General features: G+C 62.9%; 16 protein-coding genes and 1 pseudogene. 9 read left to right on the forward strand and 8 right to left on the reverse strand.

Annotated features, from left to right (window positions below):
• Positions 1 to 62 precede the first annotated feature (62 nt).
• A complete protein-coding gene (locus QCE63_RS18230) occupies positions 63 to 623 on the forward strand; it encodes a GNAT family N-acetyltransferase (protein WP_309834897.1) in 561 nt (186 codons plus the stop codon).
• A gap of 171 nt (positions 624 to 794) precedes the next feature.
• A complete protein-coding gene (locus QCE63_RS18235; RefSeq protein ID WP_309834899.1) occupies positions 795 to 1133 on the forward strand; it encodes a hypothetical protein in 339 nt (112 codons plus the stop codon).
• A gap of 119 nt (positions 1134 to 1252) precedes the next feature.
• On the opposite strand, the pseudogene QCE63_RS18240 reads toward QCE63_RS18235, so the two are convergent.
• Positions 1253 to 1759: pseudogene (locus QCE63_RS18240) on the reverse strand (aminotransferase class I/II-fold pyridoxal phosphate-dependent enzyme); the annotation flags it as partial.
• Here QCE63_RS18240 and QCE63_RS18245 point away from each other — a divergent pair.
• Positions 1743 to 2141, forward strand: coding sequence for a DUF3788 domain-containing protein (locus tag QCE63_RS18245; RefSeq protein ID WP_309834901.1), 399 nt, complete (start codon positions 1743 to 1745; stop codon positions 2139 to 2141). The pseudogene QCE63_RS18240 and the gene QCE63_RS18245 sit on opposite strands and share 17 nt — an antisense overlap.
• On the opposite strand, the gene QCE63_RS18250 is transcribed toward QCE63_RS18245, so the two are convergent.
• The 4 genes from QCE63_RS18250 to QCE63_RS18265 all read right to left on the reverse strand — a co-directional run bounded on the left by QCE63_RS18250 (position 2130) and on the right by QCE63_RS18265 (position 8931).
• The gene (locus QCE63_RS18250; RefSeq protein WP_309834903.1) at positions 2130 to 2780 is read right to left on the reverse strand and encodes a TetR family transcriptional regulator; all 651 of its coding nucleotides are present in this window, start codon (positions 2778 to 2780) and stop codon (positions 2130 to 2132) included. The genes QCE63_RS18245 and QCE63_RS18250 overlap by 12 nt on opposite strands.
• A 16-nt stretch (positions 2781 to 2796) precedes the next feature.
• The gene (locus QCE63_RS18255; RefSeq protein WP_309834905.1) at positions 2797 to 6096 is read right to left on the reverse strand and encodes an efflux RND transporter permease subunit; all 3300 of its coding nucleotides are present in this window, start codon (positions 6094 to 6096) and stop codon (positions 2797 to 2799) included.
• 10 nt (positions 6097 to 6106) lie between these two features.
• Complete coding sequence (locus QCE63_RS18260; RefSeq protein WP_309834907.1) at positions 6107 to 7303, reverse strand: efflux RND transporter periplasmic adaptor subunit; 1197 nt, start codon at positions 7301 to 7303, stop codon at positions 6107 to 6109.
• 74 nt (positions 7304 to 7377) lie between these two features.
• On the reverse strand, positions 7378 to 8931 hold the full coding sequence (locus tag QCE63_RS18265) for an efflux transporter outer membrane subunit (RefSeq protein ID WP_309834908.1): 1554 nt from the start codon (positions 8929 to 8931) through the stop codon (positions 7378 to 7380).
• Positions 8932 to 9871: 940 nt separating this feature from the next.
• On the opposite strand from QCE63_RS18265, the gene QCE63_RS18270 reads away from it, so the two are divergent.
• Together QCE63_RS18270 and QCE63_RS18275 are read left to right on the forward strand one after the other, a co-directional pair.
• A complete protein-coding gene (locus QCE63_RS18270) occupies positions 9872 to 10207 on the forward strand; it encodes an HdeA/HdeB family chaperone (RefSeq protein WP_309834909.1) in 336 nt (111 codons plus the stop codon).
• A 31-nt stretch (positions 10208 to 10238) separates the two neighbouring features.
• A complete protein-coding gene (locus QCE63_RS18275) occupies positions 10239 to 10715 on the forward strand; it encodes a cupin domain-containing protein (RefSeq protein ID WP_309834912.1) in 477 nt (158 codons plus the stop codon).
• A gap of 57 nt (positions 10716 to 10772) precedes the next feature.
• Here the strand turns inward: QCE63_RS18275 and QCE63_RS18280 are convergent, their stop codons facing one another.
• The 3 genes from QCE63_RS18280 to QCE63_RS18290 form a co-directional block, all read right to left on the reverse strand.
• The gene (locus QCE63_RS18280; protein WP_309834915.1) at positions 10773 to 10916 is read right to left on the reverse strand and encodes a hypothetical protein; all 144 of its coding nucleotides are present in this window, start codon (positions 10914 to 10916) and stop codon (positions 10773 to 10775) included.
• A 2-nt stretch (positions 10917 to 10918) separates the two neighbouring features.
• Complete coding sequence (locus tag QCE63_RS18285) at positions 10919 to 12208, reverse strand: MFS transporter (RefSeq protein ID WP_309834917.1); 1290 nt, start codon at positions 12206 to 12208, stop codon at positions 10919 to 10921.
• A gap of 233 nt (positions 12209 to 12441) precedes the next feature.
• Entirely contained in the window at positions 12442 to 13338 is an 897-nt protein-coding gene (locus tag QCE63_RS18290) for a LysR family transcriptional regulator (protein WP_309834919.1), read from the reverse strand.
• 105 nt (positions 13339 to 13443) lie between these two features.
• Between QCE63_RS18290 and QCE63_RS18295 the strand changes: the two genes are divergently transcribed.
• The 4 genes from QCE63_RS18295 (at position 13444) to QCE63_RS18310 (ending at position 17571) form a co-directional block, all read left to right on the forward strand.
• Positions 13444 to 14622: a TauD/TfdA family dioxygenase gene (locus QCE63_RS18295; RefSeq protein ID WP_309834920.1), complete on the forward strand. Its 1179-nt coding sequence runs from the start codon at positions 13444 to 13446 to the stop codon at positions 14620 to 14622.
• A complete protein-coding gene (locus QCE63_RS18300; protein ID WP_309834922.1) occupies positions 14609 to 15493 on the forward strand; it encodes an isocitrate lyase/phosphoenolpyruvate mutase family protein in 885 nt (294 codons plus the stop codon). The genes QCE63_RS18295 and QCE63_RS18300 overlap by 14 nt, the downstream gene beginning before the upstream one ends.
• 97 nt (positions 15494 to 15590) lie before the next feature.
• Positions 15591 to 16958: an MFS transporter gene (locus tag QCE63_RS18305; RefSeq protein ID WP_309834924.1), complete on the forward strand. Its 1368-nt coding sequence runs from the start codon at positions 15591 to 15593 to the stop codon at positions 16956 to 16958.
• A gap of 10 nt (positions 16959 to 16968) precedes the next feature.
• On the forward strand, positions 16969 to 17571 hold the full coding sequence (locus QCE63_RS18310; RefSeq protein ID WP_309834926.1) for a carboxymuconolactone decarboxylase family protein: 603 nt from the start codon (positions 16969 to 16971) through the stop codon (positions 17569 to 17571).
• Positions 17572 to 17688 lie beyond the last annotated feature (117 nt).

Consider the following 17688-nt stretch of genomic DNA (forward strand, 5'->3'; position numbering starts at 1 on the left):
GTGAGCCATCCTGGCGGCGCACGCATCGTCGCTTTGCCATAGATGAATTCCTGGAGTTCATGATGAGTGGTTCAGTACGCGTGAGAGTGCTCTCCGCAGACGAAGTCAAGGCTTCCATCGAAGCGCTTGTCGATATCTTGATCGACTGCGTCGAAGGCGGCGCGGCGATCAGCTTCATGTTGCCGATTTCAAGGCACAAGGCGATCGAGTTCTGGGAGCGTGCCGCGAACCATGTGGCTTGCGGCGAGCGAGTCTTGCTGATTGCGGAAGATCTTGACGGTCGGGTTGTCGGTACTGTGCAGTTGATCACCGCCTTTCCCGAGAATCAGCCTCAGCGCGCGGATGTTTCAAAGATGCTGGTTCGTCGCGACGCGAGGAGGCAGGGTGTTGCCGCGAGCTTGCTCGCTGCTGTCGAAGATGTCGCACGCGAGGCCGAAAAATCGGTTCTGGTGCTCGACACCGCCACCGGCAGCGACGCCGAGCGACTTTACGAACGCGCGGGCTGGCAACGAGTCGGCGAGATTCCAGACTGCGGGTACACGCCTGACGGCAAACTCTGCGGAACGACTTTCTTTCACAAGCGTCTGTCGCCCGGTGAGGTCCAGACTGGGTTCACTCCGTAAAGAATTCAATGACCCACTTACGTGTCCCGGAGATATACGTGATTGCAAGAGGCGCATGCCCGCGGCATTTGCCTCGTGGTGCATGCGCACGATCGGTCCGTGTTATGTTTGGCGTCAGGAGCGGCAAAGGCTGGATGGACCAGCGACGATCTCCATCGTTCCAGGGGGCTCATGATGACGACAAGCGACGAAACGACCGAAACTGGCGATACCCAGCGTGTTCAAGCCCTGCAGGCGCTTGCCGACATTCTGGAGCGTGCGCTCGACCGGGCGACGAGCGTGGTGCTGATGCGGCATGTACCCGAGGTCTGTACCGTCTACCTGGGTGATCCGTCCGGGGCGCCAGAGGAACTTCGCAAGGTCGGGACCCTTCCCCGTGAAGTCGCTGATGAAATGCTGAAGCTGACATCATCCGGATTGAACCGTGTTCAAATTGGCGACCAACTGTACCGCTTTGCTCGAACCTTCACGCAGGTGAACGAGAATGCGGCCGTGGTTTTGTCGATCTGAGCATCGCGCGCTGAACTTGCAACGCCTGGGCGCAAAGGAAGGCGATTTCGCTACGGAAACCGCGACGCATCTGAACCATATGGCCGACCCGCAACAGTACGCTGATCAGCGATACCGGTCGATACGACGAATCCGAGCCGCAATGCAGAGCTCACCGTCTTGCTGAATGAACCGATGTGGATGACTCGCTTTCCTTCCCCCAGAGACGCCATGGCCGGCGCAGCCCTGCCTTCCAGTTGCAGCTCGCCAAGGTAATCATCTTCAATGACCCAGGCGCCACTCGCGGCAGCCCACTCGAGCAGTTGAAGACGTCGCCTCAACAACAGCGTCGAGCCCAGCGGAGCCTGCTGCCCGGGTGTCAAGACCGCTAGCGCAGCATCCGGGGCCTTCTCGACGCCATAGTCCACGTTGATGCCGTCCGCATCCACCGGTATCGGTACGATGTTCAGGCGCGCGAGTTCCAGACCTTTGCGGGTGACCATGAAACCCGGCTCTTCCATCCAGACCTTCTTGCCGTCCTGACCCAGCACCCTCAGCGTCAGCCCCAGGCCGGAACTGAATTCCGACGTGATGAACACCTGCTCAGGATGACAGTGAAAGTTTCGGGTGATGGACAGATTGCCCGCGTGGATGGGGCCCGAAGCTTTCGGGCATTGGGTCCAACTGCCGCGCTGGATCGAGGCATCCTACCCTGGGGCTTTCGCACCAGACTGGATACAGGGTGGCAAGAAGCGCGGATGGTCGTTGCGATACAAGAAGACCCAAGCCTTCTGCACGCTGCTGCCGGCATACAGGCTGTTGTCGGTCCTTGTCGTCCTGGGGCGCGCCGAGCGGGAAAAATTCGAAGAGCGACGTTATTCCTGGAGCCCACGCCTGGTCAAGCTCTACGATGAGACCCGTGCGTATCCGGATGGCAAGTGGCTGACGATCCCGATCTTGTCCGCCGAAGATCGGGATGAGGTGATGGAGCTTGCGAGCATGAAGCGCCCTCCACTGTCACGCGGTTGACGTCCGTCGCAATGAAGGCGAATCTCTCAGCATCCCGATGCACACGTCGCTCAGATATTCGGCGTCACGCGGCAGCGCGATCGAATCCTGATCCATCAGCCAGTCGCGCAGCACGCCGCCCAGAAACGCATGCACCACGCTTGAAGCGCGCGCGGTGTCGAGTTCGAGCGGCAATTGCCCCCGCGCGATGGCATTGATGAGCCCCAGCTTCAGTTGCTTGCGTCCGTTGCGGGCGGCATCGCGCTGACGCTCGAACACGATATCCATATCGCCCATGTTGTGCGTGTGCTCGTAGTTCGTGAACAACACTTCGAACACATGGCGGCTGTGCGGTTCGATCGCCACCGTGCCCAGGCAATACACGAGCAACGCGCGAATCTTGCCGAGCGGGTCCGGTTCGGCTGCATCGACGGCCGCCGAAACCAGCAGTTCCATCGGCAAGGTCACGCGATTCGTCACCGCGACGAACAGATCGCCCTTGTTACGGAAGTGCCCATAGACAGCGCCGCGCGTGAAACCGGCGCGCAGCGCAACCGCCTCCAGCGTCGCATGAAACACGCCGCGCTCGGCGAACACGCGCTCAGCCGCATCGAGGATCTGGTCGCGCGTGCTCAGGGCCTGTTGTCGCGTTCTCTTCATCCGTCATGTCCCCGCGTCACACCGGCTTGTCCTCCCCGGTGCCGTCAGGCGAATCGCCGGCATCATGGCCGCCGTTCTGCCCGTGATGCGGCATCTTGTGCGATATCTCGTCGAGCTTGTCGCCGAGCATCTGTCGCACCACGACATAGAACACCGGAATCAGCAGCAGGCCGAGAAAGGTCGCGAACAACATGCCGCCGATCACGCCCGTGCCGATCTCGTGACGCGAAGCCGCGCCCGCCCCCGACGAGATGACGAGCGGGAACACGCCGAGAATGAACGCCATCGACGTCATCAGGATCGGCCGCAGCCGAAGACGCGCCGCGGTCAGCACGGCATCGCGCAGCGTCATGCCCTTTTGCTGTCCTTCCACGGCGAACTCGACGATCAGAATCGCATTCTTCGCCGCCAGCCCGATGACCGTCACAAGGCCGATCTTGAAGTAGATATCATTCGGCACGCCGAAGCCGAGACAGAACACCAGCATCCCGAGCATGCCGAGCGGCACGACCAGCAGCACCGAGACCGGAATCGACCAGCTCTCGTAGAGCGCGGCAAGACACAGAAAGACGACCACGATCGACAGCGCCATCAACGTCGTCGCCGACGAGCCCGACAGCAGTTCCTGATACGACTGCCCGGTCCAGTCGGCTGCGAAGCCGCGCGGCAACTGGTGATTGACGATATCGTTCAGCGTATCGATCGCCTGCCCGGTGGAATACCCCGGCCCCGAGTTGCCGACGATCTCGATCGCCGAGAAGCCGTTGTAGCGCGGCAGCACCGTCGGTCCGAAGGCCCACTTTGCGTTCACCACGCTTGCCAGCGGCACCATGTTGTAAGGCGCGATCGACGTATTCGCCGGCGACGGATCGACCGGCGTGACGAAACCGTTGGACGCGACGGTCGTCACCGTGCTGCTCTTCGAAGCAGAAGAAGAGGAAGCCGTCGAAGAAAATACACTCGGCGTGTACAGATGCTGAAGCGCATCGAGACTCATACGGAACGGCGCATCGGCCTGCACATAGACGCGCTTCACGCGGCCGCCGTAGGTGAACTGGTTGATATAGAACGGCGCGAGTTCCATCTGCAGCGTCTGGTAGACGTCGGCGAGCGAAAGGCCCATCGCCTGCGCCTGCGTGCGGTCCACGGCGATATCCAGCTGCGGCGCATAGGGCAGCGAGTTGGGCCGGATGCCGAACAACACCGGGCTCTTCGCGGCGCTCCCTAGCAGCACGCCCTGCGCCTGCGCGAGTTCCGCGCGCGACTGTCCCGCGCGTGCCTGCAGATACATATCGACGCCGCCGAACTGGCTCAGGCCGCGAATGGTCGGCAGGTTCACCACGAAGATTTGCGCATCCGGAATGGAAGACAGAATGCGGTTGAACTGCGGGATCAACTGCATCGCGGTCTGCGAACGCTTGTCCCAGTCCGACAGCTTGATGAAGGACATCCCGACGTTCTCGCTCGTCCCGACGAAGCTGAAGCCTTCCGGCTGGAAGATGCCGACGATGTCCTTGCCGACCGCGCTCTTCAGCAGCTTCTCACGCAGTTCGCCCATGACATGATTGGTCCGCTCGAGTGTCGAGCCTGACGGCAGATTCACGAGCGCGAGCGCGAAGCCCTGGTCTTCGTCGGGGACGAAGCTGGTCGGCAGCCGGGTGTACAGAAAACCCGTGAGCACCACGACGAGCACGAAGCCGATCATCCAGCGCGGCGCATGACGCACCGCCTTGCCCGCATGATTCAAATAATGGTTGGTGGTCCAGTCGAAGGTTCGGTCGAACCAGCGATAGAACGCGTTCTTCTTGACCTGATGCTCCGGCTTGAGGATCGCGGCGCATAGCGAAGGCGTGAAGGACATCGCGAGGAACGCGGAGAAGCCCATCGACACCGCGATGGTCAGCGCGAACTGCGCATAGATGATGCCGGTCGCGCCCGGTTGCAGCGCGGACGGAATGAACACGGCGGACAGCACTACCGTGATCGCGATGATGGCGCCTGTGATCTGCTGCATCGCCTTGCGGGTCGCCGCGCGCGGCTCCAGATTCTCCTCTGTCATAATGCGCTCGACGTTTTCGATCACGACGATCGCATCGTCCACCACGATGCCGATCGCCAGCACCATGCCGAACAACGTCAGCTGGTTGAGCGTGTAGTGCAGTGCCGAGAGACCGATGAACGTGCCCAGCAGCGCCACCGGAATCACGAGCGTCGGGATGATGGTCGCGCGCAGGTTCTGCAGGAAGAGCAGCATCACGAGAAACACCAGCACGATCGCCTCGACCAGCGTGCGTATCACGTCCGCGATCGAGGCCGTGATGAACGGCGTGGTGTCGTATGGAATGCTCCACGTGACGCCTTCGGGCAAGTCGCGCGCAAGCGTGTCCATCGAGGCCTTGACCGCCTTCTCGACCGTCAGCGCGTTCGCGCCCGGCAGCAGGAACACCGCGAGGCCGCCGGCGGGCTTGCCGTTGTAGACGGGCGCCTGGCCATAGGTCTGCGAGCCGAACGAGATGCGCGCGACATCGCTCAGCCGGACCGTGGTGCCGTTGTTGTTCGCCACCACGATGATGTCGCGGAACTGCTGAATCGAGGAGAACAGACTGTCGCCCGACACGGTCGCGGTGAACACCTGCCCCTTGACCGCCGGATCGGCGCCGAGCGAGCCCGCCGCGAACTGCGCGTTCTGTCCGGTGACGGCATTGAGCACTTGCGTGGTCGAGAGACCATAGCTTTGCAGCTTGTCCGGGTCCAGCCAGATGCGCACCGCGTATTCGGACCCGAGCAGGGTCGTATTGCCCACGCCGGTCACGCGGCCAATCACCGGCTGGATCTGCGACGCGAGAATGTCGGAGAGCCGGCCTGCATCGATCGCCGCATTGTCCGACTGCAAGGCGATGAACAGCAGAATGTCCGGGCTCGACTTCGCGACGATTACCCCTTGCTGCGTGACCTGCGACGGCAATAGCGGCTCAGCGAGCGTCACCTTGTTCTGCACCTGCACCTGCGCGATATCCGGATTGGTGCCGGTCGCGAACGTGAGGATGATCTGCGTCTGGCCGTTCGCGCTCGATGTCGAACTGAAGTACAGCAGGTTGTCGATCCCGGTGAGCTGCTGCTCGATCACTTGCGTGACGGTCGATTCCATCGTCTGCGCGCTCGCGCCCGGATACTGCGCGGTGACGGTCACCTGGGGCGGCGCGATATCCGGATACGAGTCGATCCCCATCGTGCGCACCGAGAGGATGCCGAACAGCGAAAGCAGGATCGCGATGACCCACGCGAAGACAGGACGGTCGATGAAGAAACTCGGCATGGGCGCTCTCCTACTTCGCCGCGCCGGCCGAAGCCGGTGCCGAAGCCGAAGCCGACGCCGCCGATGCCGGCGGTTCCCATGCGACCGTCTTCACCGGCGCCCCGATGTGCGCCATCTGCACGCCAATGATGACGATCTCGTCGCCATCCTTGAGTCCCTTCGTCACGACCCAGTTGTCGCCGAGGCTGTCGGTCGTCTCCACATCGCGTCGCGCCGCCTTGTTATCCGCACCGATCGTGAGCACGTAGGGTCCGGTGGTATCGCGCAGCAACGCCTGTTGCGGAATCAAAAACACGTCGTTCTGCCGGCCGAAGTCGACCGTCAGCGAGACGAACATGCCGGGCAAGAGACGCCGGTTCGGATTCGCGACCAGCGCGCGCAGATTGACCGCGCCCGTAGACGAGTTCACGGTCACGTCGGAGAAATCGAGCCGGGCCACGGTGCCATACGATGCACCGTTCGGCAACGCGATCCGCACGGTGGTCTGGTTCTGTTGCGACAGCTCGATCCCGCCGCCGTTCTGCGCTTGCTCAAGCGTCGCCAGGTCGGCGGCGCTGATTGTGAAGTTGACGTACATCGGATTGATCTGCTGAATCGTCGTCAGCAAGGTGCCGTTGCCGCCGCTGTCGGCCGTGCTACTGCCCACCACCGCGCCCGCCGTAACCTGCTGCTGCCCCGCGATCCCGCTGATCGGCGCTGTCACGCGCGTGTAATCGAGCGACACGCGCGCGCTCTGGACCAGCGCTTCGTCGGCCTTGACCTTGGCGGCCGCGCTGCGCTCGGCGGCATCCGAATTGTCGACCGTCTGCTGCGACACCGATCCCACCGGTAACAGCTTGCGATTGCGCAAGGCGGTCACATGATCGTTCGTGTACGTGGCCTGATCCTGGGCCAGCAGGGCCAGGTCGTTGTTGAGTTGCGCGCGATAAAAGGTCGGATCGATTTCGAACAGCAACTGGCCCGCGCGAACCTCCGAGCCTTCCACGTAGTTTCGCTTGAGCAGCACGCCGGACACGCGAGCGGTAACGTTCGCACTGTAGTAAGGCGACAGGCGGCCGACGAAGCGCCGTTCGAGCGGCACCGTCTGCGCGTGCACCTTCGTCGTCGAAACCTGCGGCGGCGGAGGCGGCGGCGTGCTCTTATGGCACGCGGCAAGCACGATCAGACACAAATACGAGAGCGAGACGCGCCAGGGACGTGACTTCATGAGAGCTCCGTTTTTGCTTGCAACCGGCTCGCGCGCAGCCGTCGAGGCGTGGCGCGTCGTACAGCGTGCGACTGTCAATCCGATGCAGCGGCAGCCCGCTGCGCGGCCACGCCCGATGCCGCCGACGCCATGTCGGCGTCATCGCGCTGCCAGCCGCCGCCGAGGTTCTTCACGAGCAACACGTGGCTTTGCGCGAGCAGCGCTTGCGTGTCGCGCAGACTCTGTTGCGCCTGGATCAGCGTGAGGCGCTGGGTCAGCACGCTTTGCTGGCTGGCCGCGCCCGCCTTGAACTGCGCTTCCTGACTCGCGAAGATGCGGCTGTTGCTGTCGAGCACCTTCGCATAGGCGCCTTCCTGTGCGCGCAGATGATTCATCGAGGACAGACTGTCATCGACACTCTGGAACGCCGTCAGCACCGTATTGCGATAGTTGGCGACGTTCTCGTCGTAGTTGGCGCGGGCCTCGTGCATCGCGGCCGTGCGCGCGCCGCCGTCGAAGATGGTTTGCGCGATGTCCGGTCCTAAGGTCCAGAAGCGGTTCGGCACGGTGAACAGATGCGCGATGGTGTTGTGCGCGAAGCCGCCTTCGGCCGAGAGGGAAACGGTCGGAAAGAACGCGGCCTGGGCCACGCCGATGCTCGCATTGGCCGCGGCCGCCGTGCGCTCGGCGCTCACCACGTCATAGCGCCGTTCGAGCAGTTCCGAAGGCAACGAGGAAGGCAGCGCAGGGGCGATGAAATGATAGTCGGGGTCCGGCGCGATGCTGAGCGACGCGGGCGGCACTCCGGTCAGCACGGCGATTGCATGCTCGTCCTGCTCGCGCCGCGTGGCGACCGTCTGCAACTGGGCGATCACCGTATCCAGTTCCTGATAGGACAACAACAAGTCATCGTTCGACGCTTGCCCTGCCTGATAGGCGGCCTGGGTCATCGCGAGGAGGCGCGTGTCGATGTCCTGCTGCTCCTGGAGCGCGCGAACATCGTAGTCGGCCTGACGCAATTCGAAGTAGTCGATGGCGACGCTTGCCGCGATCGACAGGCGCTCGCCGGCCAGTTGCGCATCCGATGCCTGCGCATTGGCCTTCGCCTGTTCGATCTGCCTGCGCACGCTGCCCCACAGATCCAGTTCCCAGCTGACCGAGCCGAGCGCCACCACGCTGTTGCCCGGCGCGGCGATGGTCGATGCACCCGCGCTGCGGCCCGCGCCCGCCGACTGGATGGCGCCGCCCGAGCGCGCGCCCGACAGCCCCGCCGTGACGATCGGGAACAGTCCCGCGCGGTTGCTCTCGACGGTTGCGAGCGCGACGCGATAGGCGGCCTCGGCCACTGCAATCGACTGATTCGCCTGCAAGGCCTGCTCGACGAGGCCGTTGAGCGTGTCGTCGTGGTACATGCGCCACCAGGTGCTGTCGATCGCGGCTTGCGGATTGGCGTCGGCGCGCTGCCAGTCGACGCCTTCCTTGAAGCCCTGCGGAATCTGTACTTCGGGCTTGCGGTAGTCGGGGCCCATCATGCATGCCGCAAGCGACGCGATCATGACGAATCCCGAAGCGGCGCGTGCGGCACGGCGCCATTGCGTGCGCGTGCGGCCGGCGCGTGGGGAATCGAAGGTTCGCGAACTTGCGGTCATGCGCATCCTCCTCTAACGAATCAGGATTACGACATGCTTGCTTGGTATTACCTATCAATCCATGATGACTATCATGGCCGCCTGGTTCACGAAGAGAGGAAAGAGCGCATCGATACCGGATGCACTCGTTCGCTAAGCCACTACTCTATCTCGCGATCAGGGTAATCAGTAAATAAGTATTTTTAATCGCTCCAAGCTGGCTTGAATCGGTAGGGTGTGCGCGCTCCTGTGTCGCTCTGGGAAATGGGTTATCTGAATATTTCATGACGCAATAATTACACTTTGCTTGTACGCTACTTTACTTCCCAGACTGCAAAGCCTCGTTATAAAGCAATGAAGAGCACTCTTATCGTTCCACGGCAACGACGGCTTTATCTTCCGAACATAGGAAGCCATCGCGCACGAACGGTCCCGCCACGCGATGAACCCGAACTGGAACAGAAGAGTCTCTCCACGCGCCTGCCTTGAATGGTGGAAGAACCTCGGTAATTGCTCAGCAACGACACGAGCTTCGCGAACAACCAGCAGTACAGCGTGGGCACGTCGTACAAAGCAGATCTTCGGCGCGGGCCTCAACTACACCTTCGACCACGTCACCGTTGGCCTCTCCTGCTCGAATTCGAGTTATCGCGATCAGGTCAGGAGGGGCTACATCGGCGTGCCGCTCGCGTCGGACCGCAACACGCTCAGGAATCCGCGGTATCAGAAATTCAAAGTGACCCGCAGTACCCATTCACGCTGTCGTTTCATGTCGGCGCGCAGAACGTGTCATCCAACTCGGCGCAGCTGGTCGCGCGCGTGGCCTTGCGGCACGCGTTCTGATGCGGGGCGCTTGAACTCAACTGCATCCTTGATGGTAATTCCGGACTAAGTCTGCGTCGATACGATGCGCAGGCAGTCTCGAACTTCACCTCTTCAACCCACCATCAAGGATGTCCAAATGAACTTCGCCAAGAGCCTCGCAGCCGCCCTGTGCGCCCTCACCGTCGGCGTGTCCGGCATGGCCCACGCCGCCGAACAGAAAATCACCCCCGCCAGGATGACGTGCGCCGACTTCGTTCAGGTTGACGAAGCATACAAGCCGGCACTCGTCTACTGGGTTGCGGGCGTCGACAAGCTCGGCGTGTCGGGCACCGAAACCACGGTCGTCGATACCATGCAGCCGGTCGCCGCGACCGTCGCGCAAGAATGCCAGAAAGACCCGCAGACCAAGTTCATGACCAAGGTCCGCTCGATGATCAAGTCGAAGCAGATTGCCCTGTTCGACCATCATTGAACCCATGCGCTATCGACGAAGGACCGCCATCATGAAGCCGCAACTCATCGACACCTATCCGATCGCGGATAGCGCCATTTGCATTCCTGCGATCGGGCTGGAACTGACGGTCTGCATCGAGCCCTCGGAGACGGAGGGGCGCGCGACGCTCATCGAAACCCACGATGCACCGGGCTTCGGCCCGCCGCTGCACCGGCACCGAAATGAAACCGAGATCTTCCACGTGCTGCAAGGGCGCTATCTCTTCGAAGTGGATGGCATGCGTCGCATCCTGCACGCGGGCGAGACGCTGACGGCGCGGGCCGGCACCACGCATCGCTTCGTCAATATCAGCGATGACACGTCGCATATGCTGGTGCTGATCTCGCCAGGATTCGACGCCACCCGTTTCTTCTGCGAACTGCGCGACGTCATGGCCCGTGGCATTCCCGCCCCGGAGACGCTCGCGAAGCTGGGTGCGAAGTGGGACATCGAGTTTCTCGGACCGCCGTTGACGGTCGAGCAATGATCCGTTGGCCGTGGTGTCTGGGAGATGCGCCATCGCACTGATGGCGCGTCTCGCTTTTCAATCGGCTTGAGACAGGCTCGCGCCGCGGCCATGCAAGGCCGAAGTTGGTTCTGCGTGAGGAGCATCCTTCGGCTCGATGTCCTCCAGCGTTTGCGCTCGCGTGTTCACGCCCAGCACGAGCAACGCGAGAATCTGCAACACGATCAGGCCGATGAGGAAATTGGTGACGCCGAAGATCCCCCGATGCCGAAGATCATCACGATGCCGCCCTGCGCAGCGGCCGATGCAAGCCGCCCCACGGCAGCCGACAGCGACGACCCGCGCATCCGCAACTCGGTAGGAAAGAGTTCGGGGATATAGACCGCGAAGGCAAGCGACGTGATGCAGGACGAACACATCATGATGACGGCGCCCGTCGCCATCAGTTCGACGGGCGAGTGAACCATCGGATAGAGCGCCGTGGCGACCGCTTCGAGCACCAGCACGCCGACGATGCTCACGCGGCGTCCGATGCGGTCCGTCAGCGCCATGCCGATCAGGCAGCCGACCGGCGTGCCGAGCCCCATGACCGCCGTGTAGCCCAGCGTCGACGTGACCGCGATGCCCTGCTTGACGAGAAAGGTCGGAAACCAGGCAATCAGTCCGTACAGCACCGACATGTTGACCGCCGACATGATCATCGTGAGCACGGTCCGCGACAGCAGCGGATGCCGGAATAGTTCGCGATAGCCGGGTTTTGCCGCGACCGGCGCCGTATCGACCGCCTTCGCCGTCACGGCCGCCGACACGCTATCCCACGCCGGAAGCTGCGGAAAACGCGCTTCGATGGACCGCAACAACGCGTCCGCTTCTTCGTGGCGACCTTGCGATTCGAGCCAGCGCGGCGATTCAGGCATCGACTTGCGCATGAACCAGATGCCGATGGCGCCCAGACCGACGAGCGCGAACATCGAGCGCCAGCCGAGCGCGGGAATCGCCCAGTAACCGATGATCCCGGTGGCCGTCACGGACAGGTTGGTCAGCAGCGCCAGGATAGCGCCGAAACGCCCACGCGCGAGACTCGGCACGAACTCGCCGAGCGTCGCATAGCCGATGATCAGCTCGGCGCCGAGGCCGACGCCCATCACGAAGCGCAGCGCGATCAGCACCGTCATGTTCGGCGCGAACACCGCGGCGATCGAGGCCAGCCCGAAGACTGCAAGGTTGAACTGATAGGCCATGCGCCGCCCATAGCGGTCGCCGATATAGCCGCCGATCAGCGACCCCAGCCACATGCCGATCAACGTGCTGGAGATGAAAGCGGCGTTGCTTTGCAGCGTGGACCAGCCGCCCTTGACGAGCGTCGCCAGCACGCCGCTTTGCAGATAGATATCGAAGGCGTCGAGGAACAGGCCGGCCCCGATCATGCCCACGAGATGCCAATGGAACCGGCCGATCGGCAGCCTGTCGAGGCGAGCGCCGGAATGAGCGCGCAGCGTAGGGGATTGGCTCAAGAAACGTCTCCTTTTTTTTGGCCGTCGGAACCGTGTGGGCGTTCTCGTGGAATCGCTCTCCGTGTCGCTCGTCATGGCCACCGGTCGAGACAAGCGGCGATGATGAGCGCCCCACCCGGTCCGCATGCGAGGCTTTCATGCCATATTAAAGTGCGCCCGCGAAAACTTTTATTGAATAATCGTTAGATTTCACGTCAATTTTTTTGACTTAGCGACGGCGCACTTCTCTATGGTCAAGGCATGTCCGAAGCCGTGTCCCGCTCGGCCGCGCGCGTGGCGGCGAGCAGGATCTCCTGCAACGCGAGCAATTGCCGGCTTTCGATGTCCGTCTTGCGCGTGACCAGCGAGAACTGGAGAACCGGCGCATCGCGCAACGCAATGACCGTGACGGGATAGAGCGTGCAGATGGCCGGCTCCATGAGCGGCACAAGGGAAATCCCGAGCCCCGCGCTCACCAGCGGCGCAATCGCACGGACGCTGTCGAACTCCAGGTCTCCCGCCGGTTTGCCGCCGAAGCGCTGCTGAATATATTTGGCGGCCATCGCGCCCGAGATGGTATTGCGGTCATAGCGAATCCACTCGTAGCGCTTGAGCAGCGCGCTCAGCGACCGTTCGCGTTCCTGCGGCGGCACCATCAGGGTCAGCCCGCGTTTGATCAGCGGTTGCCAGTGCAGCCGCGACAAGCCGCGTTCCGGCTGCGCGACTACTGCTGCATCGAGATCACCCGCCTTGACCGCGTTGGTCAGCTCGATGCTTTTGCCACGCCGTGTTTGAAGATGCAGCAGCGGATAGCGTGTCTTCAGCCGCTTGAGCAACTCGGGCAGCACGACGGGCAGCATCGATTCGAGCATGCCGAGTTGCACATGGCCTTCAACCTGAAAGCTGGGCTGACGGCGAAACGCATCGAGGCGCGACAGCATGCCGTGCAGCAACTCCGACAACTCGTACGCAGCAGGCAGCGGACGCACTTCCAGGCCCGAGCGATCGAACAACTGCCGGCCGACGTAGGCCTCCAACTGCTTCATTTGCATGCTGACCGCGCTGGGTGTCAGATGCAGATTTTTCGCCGCGCCCGCAAGTGAACCGACATCGAGCACCGCCTGCAAGGTATTGAAGATTTCGATCTTCATCAGATTTTTTGTCGAGTTTCGTCAGCAAAACTCCATTTTATCTTACGAAGCGTTGCCCTATTCTTGCAGGCAAAGGGAGTCTATCCCTGCCCCAAGGAGATAAGCATGAGCGAAGCATCGGTGAAGCCGTCCGAGTCCGGTACGGCCCATCAGGGTAAGCCCGAGATATGGTACAGCGCTGACCTTGAACGCGACCCGTCGTGGACCCTTCGCATGAGCGACGAAGCAGCGGAGGGCTTCGACCGGGCCATGCGCCACGCGAAGGCGCTCGGCAAGCCGCTGCTCGACATGACGTCGGAAGACTTTCCGCTTGAGGCTGCATCCGCCGAGATTCTGCATCGCGCGTTCCGCGCCACGCAGCAACGCTTCGGCATGTGCTTGCTGAAAGGCTTCCCGGTCCACAAATGGTCCGTGGAGGAAGCGAAACTCGCTTATTGGGGACTCGGCCTGCACGTCGGGGTTGCGCGCACGCAAAATCGTGCCAGCGAAGTCATGAACGATGTGCGCGATTCGGGCGCGACCTATAAGTCGAAGAACGGCCGCGGCTACAACACCAATGCGGCGCTCGACTTCCATGCCGATTCGTGCGATGTCGTCGCCCTCCTCTGTCTTCATGAGGCCAAGTCGGGCGGCCAGAGCAAGATCACGAGTTCGTTCGCGCTGGTCGAGGAGATTCGCAAGCGTCGGCCGGAATTGCTCGATGCATTGAAAGGACCGGTCTTTCACAGCTATCAGGGCACGCAGGCGCCCGGCCGGCCGGGATTCTACAACTGCCCGGTGATCGGCTCGCTGACGGATCATTTCGCGTTGCGTGCGAATCGCAAGAACACCAATGCGGCGCAGGCGGATTTTCCGGAAGTGCCGCGCCTCGCGCCCGAACTGACCGAAGCGCTCGACTTGCTGGATGAACTGGCCGCCGATCCGCGCCTGTGCTTTTCCATGTGGCTCGAACAGGGCGATCTGCAATTGCTCAACAACTACGTGATGCTGCATTCACGTACGGAATTCGAAGACTTCGAAGACGAGGCGCGGCGTCGTCATCTGCTGCGCCTGTGGATGTCCGTACCCGATTCGGCGCCGCTGCCGCCCGAATGGGAGTACTACTTCGGCGATGCGCGTCCGGGTTCGGTGCGCGGCGGCGTTCGTGGCAGCTATATCACCGAGGCATTCGTGCGCTTCGAGAAACGCCAGGCCGAACGCATGAACATGCTTCTCAAGCCGGGGCTCGACGGATCCGTTCCGGCCGCCACGACGGCACAAGGAGATGCTCATGTCGTCGCATGAGGATGTGTCGCCGTCGGGCGCCTTGAAGCGCCGTCTCGCTGCGGGCGAAACCGTGCTCGCACCCGGCATCTACGATGCACTCACTGCGCTCATCGCGGAACAGGCCGGATTCCAGGCGCTGTATCTGTCGGGCGGAGCGGTCGCCTATACCTCGCTCGGGCGCTCCGATGTCGGCCTCACGACGGCCAAGGAAGCAGTCGACACGTTATGGCGTATCACCGACCGCGTGCGCACGCCGGTCATCGTCGATGGCGATACGGGCTTCGGCAATGCGCTGAACACGCAGCGCACCGTGCGCGACTTCGAGCGGGCGGGCGCGGCCATGATCCAGCTGGAAGACCAGGGCTTTCCCAAGCGCTGCGGTCATCTGGCGGACAAGACGCTGGTGTCGTCGGCCGAGATGTGCGGCAAGCTGCGTGCCGCGCTCGATGCGCGCCACTCCACCGATACGCTGATCCTCGCACGCACCGACGCCATCGCGGTCGAAGGCTTCGATGCCGCGATGGAGCGCGCCGAGGCCTACCTTGCATGCGGCGTCGATGCGCTCTTCGTCGAAGCCGTTCATACGGTCGAGCAGATGGATATCGTGTGCCGACGCTTCGGCGAGCGGGTTCCGCTGCTGGCGAACATGGTGGAAGGCGGCAAGACGCCGGTCCGAAGCGTCGCGGAATTGCGGCAACGGGGATACCGCATCGTCATCTTTCCGGGCGGTACGGCGCGCTTCGTGGCGCACGGGCTGCAAGGGTACTACGCGAGTCTGCTGAACCACGGCACGACTGAACCAATGTGGCCGCAGATGCTGACCTTCGACCAGTTGAACGAGCTGATCGGCACGCCGGAACTGCTGGCGGCGAGCAAGCGGTACGTTTGATCGGGGCGCGCGGGAGGACACCGTTCGCGTTCCCGCGTCTATGCAAAGCACAAACGATTGGTTAGCAACGCAACCAATCGATGCTCCAATTGCGCCTTTGCGTTCAAGTCCGTCACTACAGAATCATGGCATCCCCGCACGTCTCAACGACGCGCGCACCGGCACCGCGCGCGTCGCCTTTGCCGCCTTCATCGGTACCACCATCGAGTGGTACGACTTCTACATCTACAGCACAGCGTCCGCGCTGATCTTCAGCCACACGTTCTTTCCCCCTGCCACCCATCCGCTTGCCGGCATTCTCGGTTCCTTCGCCGCCTACGGCGTGGGCTTCTTCGCGCGGCCGCTCGGCGCCGTGTTCGCCGGTCACTTCGGCGATCGCATCGGCCGCAAGCGCGTGCTGGTGCTCTCGCTCGTGCTGATGGGCGTCGCCACGCTGCTGACGGGTCTGCTGCCGACCTACGCGAGCGCCGGTCTGCTGGCGACCGCCCTGCTGGTCACCTTGCGCCTGCTGCAAGGCGTCGCGACGGGCGCCGAATGGGGCGGCGCGTCGCTGCTGTCGGTCGAGCACGCGGCGCCGCGCCGGCGCGGTCTGCTCGGCTCGTTCACGCAGGTCGGATCGGCGACGGGCATGTTGCTCGCATCCGGGACCTTTCTCGCGGTGCGCTCGACGCTCCCGGTCGAAGCGTTCAACGACTGGGGCTGGCGTATCCCCTTCCTCTTCAGCGTCGTGCTGGTGGCGGTCGGCGCGTTCGTCCGTTCGCGTATCGACGAACCCGCGCCGTTCGTTGCGATGCAGAGCGAAGGCCGCATTCGCCGCGCGCCGGTCGCCGACGTGCTGCGCCACCACCGCCGCGCGTTGCTCGTCACGATAGGCTTGCGTCTGCTGCAACCGGCCATGTACGCGATCGTCACGACCTATGCCATCAGCTATCTGAACCTCAAGCGCGGTGGCGCCTCGTATGCGCTGACTGCGGTGATTGTCGGCTCGGCGTTCGCGGTGATCGCGACGCCGTTGTGGGCCGCGCTCACCGATCGCATCGGCCGACGCGGGCCGGCAATCTGGGCCGTGGTGGGCCTCAGCCTGCTGGTCTGGCCGTTCTTCTGGTTTCTCGATCATGGCGATCTGCGATATCTGCCGCTGGTCTTCGCGATCGAACTCGCCCTCTTCGATGCAGCCATCTATGCGCCTGGCGCTGCATGGTTCGCCGAGCAGTTTCCGGTAGAGGTGCGCTACAGTGGTATCTCGCTCGGCTATCAGATCGGCACGTTGATTTCGGGCGGCCTCACGCCGTTCGTCGCGGCCGCATTGCTGGCAGTGGGCGGCAACACGCCCTGGCTGATTTGCGCTTATATCAGCGCGCTCGGATTGCTGAGTCTCATCGCGGTGCTGGCCGCCGCCGATCCAGCTGCACGCGGCGCACTTCGCGCTCCGCAGCCGGCCGTCGATCCCGCCGTCATCACCTGAAGGGAAAGTCATGAGCCACGCCCGCACCCATACAGAAGAAGCACGCGTCCTGGCCCGGCTCGAACGCGAACATGCCGCGCCAAAAGCGTTTCGCGCGCTGTCGGCACCCGTCTGGAAGGCCGGCGCGCTGGGTGAGAAGGACAAACATCTGGTTGCTGTCGCGATCGCGCAGATCACACGCTGTGCGTTCTGCATCGAACATCACGCCGAACTGGCACGTCATGGCGGCGCGAGCGCGGCTGAATCGGTGGCGATCAGCTATCTGAGCGCTGCGCTCGAATCGCTCGGTGACAGCGTGGTAGCGATCGATGCGGGCGCCTTCGTCGTCCAGGATGACGACGCGGTCGCGGGCACGAGCATCGCCGAAGCGAGACGATGCTTCGTGCAACAGGTGTTCGACACCGACGCGCTGACGCCGGCTTTGGTCTGGATCGCGGCGGCCGCAGCCGCGTATGCGCAATCGAACGATTCGCGCCGCCGGGTCTTCCATGCACAGGCGCTTGAAGCCGGCGCATCGGGCGAGGCGCTCGACGAAGCGTATGCGATTGCTGTCGTCCTGCGCGCGGGGGCTGTCTATGCACACGTGCTGCATGTGGCGGACGCGTTCGCATAAAACCGGTTGAAGTCCCGGCAACGGCGTGCGGCACCTTCGTGACGCATGTCGATACGACGCGTTGTCTTGAACCGTCAAGTCTCTCCACGCTGAACCCCGTTCGAGCCGGACAGGCTC

The sequence above is a fragment of the Caballeronia sp. LZ065 genome (assembly GCF_031450975.1).
Taxonomy (GTDB): domain Bacteria; phylum Pseudomonadota; class Gammaproteobacteria; order Burkholderiales; family Burkholderiaceae; genus Caballeronia.